2 protein-coding genes are annotated in these 1,790 nt (G+C 70.3%); both read right to left on the reverse strand.

The window, feature by feature from the left end; genetic code table 11:
• Positions 1-708, reverse strand: a 708-nt coding sequence (locus tag C1I97_RS36540; RefSeq protein WP_111007194.1) for an IS701 family transposase, incomplete at its 3' end; no start/stop codon positions are given.
• Positions 709-760: 52 nt separating this feature from the next.
• Positions 761-1,790 (reverse strand): hypothetical protein (locus C1I97_RS36545; RefSeq protein ID WP_258382917.1); only part of this gene is annotated, 1,030 nt, incomplete at its 5' end.

A 1,790-nucleotide genomic window follows, 5' to 3' on the forward strand; every position in this document is an offset into this window, starting at 1 on the left:
CACCGGCTTCGCGTCGAACGGGTGGGCGGTGACGTCCGCCCGGACGGCCAGCACGTAGTCGATTCCCCGCTCTGCCAGGCCGGCCCGCAGGTGGGCGTTGGTGCCGTAGGCGGCGTCGGCCACGACGACCGGCGGCGTCATGCCCCAGCCGGCCAGCGTGTCGAGCATGTCCAAAGCCAGCCGCCACTTCTCGCGGTGCGTGACCTCGGGCGGGACGCGGGCGAGGGCCCGGCGCTCGGTGTCCGCCGCCCACTCCTTGGGCAGGAACAGGCGCCACTGCAGCGGGCAGGAGGCCGTGTCACTGGCGGCGTGGACACTGACCGCGACCTGGCAATTGGCACGCTTGCCCAGGGCCCCGCAGTACTGCGGGGCCACGGCGACCGACATCCGGCCGTCCTTGGGCACCGACACATCGTCGATCACCCAGGCCATCGGGTTGATCAGCGGCAGCATGCGTTCGCAGATCCGCCGCTGCACCGGCACCGGGTCCCAGGTGGACTGGTTCACGAACTGCTGCAGGTTCTGCTCGTTGCCGTCCGGCAGCCGGGAGGCCATGGCCTGGATCGACTTGCGGCGGCCGTCCAGCATCAGTCCCCGCAGGTAGCAGTCGCCCTTGGCCCGCTGGTCCTTGCGCGGCACCGAGGCGAACACATCAGCCACGTATAACGCCAACTTCGCCCGGAACCGGTTCACTTCATGTGCGTCCACCCACCCAACATGCCCCCGGACAGGACCGACATGAAGACCTAACGGAGTCCTACTAGACGGCGGTGCTGGGCCCGCTCGCCTCGGCGTCCGTGCGGCGGCATCCGTAGCCCAGCAGACTGGACGGCTCGGGCGCGGTCGGGACGGCGGCGACGTCCGAGCAGGTGAAGGTGTAGGTGAAGGCGGGGCGGGGCGTGGTGCCGAGCCAGGCGCGGTCCTGCTTGTCCGGCACGATCACCAGACCCGGCGAGGCGACGGCGTCGTGCTGGGTGTGGTTGTGGGAGAAGACGACGAGCGCGCCCGTGGAGGTCTTCAACGCGTAGCTGTCGGGGAACTTTGTGGCCGCTGACGCGAACTGGGTGGTGCCTCGGGTGCCGAACTTGTGGATCGTGTCGTTGTGGACCTCGACCTGCCGCTTGGCGGCCTCGGTGGGGGCAAGCACCTTGCGTCCGGTGAGGTCGCCTCCGGTGGCGAAATTGTCGATCACGGCCGAGCGCAGCAGGCCGACGGGAGCGGCCAGGGACTTGGAAGCGGGGTCGACTGCGGTGGCGTAGCCGTCCTTGTCCAGCACGATCTTCGGGAGCTGGGAGGGGTCGTCGAGGTCGACAGTGGCGACCATCTCCCACCGCTTCGACTTCGCGTTCTCGGCCAGGACCAGGACGCGGGCGTACTGCTTGTTGCTGCCGGCCCGGGTGACGGCGGCGAACCACCGCTGCTGCCCGTGCTGCAGGCGCGGGATGTAGAGGTCGGTTGCGGCAAGGTCGTACGACCACGGCCGGTACGGCTCTCGGTCCGCCTTCGGCAGGGCGTCGTCTTCCTTGAGGTCGGCCAGCGACATCGCGTACCGGGGGCCGCCCTCGACGGTGTCGAGGAGCGCGCGGTCGCGCTTGATGTACGCCAGGTTGTTCGTCCTCGAGTAGGAGGCGATGGCGTCGCGGGCCTCGGCCGGGGTGAGCGCGGGGGCCGGCTTCGGTGCGGCGCTGGGCGACTTCGTGTGGCCTGCGGCAGCCGGGGTGTTGCCGTCGGTGTCGCTGGAGCAGGCGGTCGCGGCGAGAGCGAGGCAGACAGCGGCGGTGATCAGGGGC

It is taken from the genome of Streptomyces sp. NTH33 (assembly GCF_003236365.1).
In the GTDB taxonomy this organism is placed as follows: domain Bacteria; phylum Actinomycetota; class Actinomycetes; order Streptomycetales; family Streptomycetaceae; genus Streptomyces.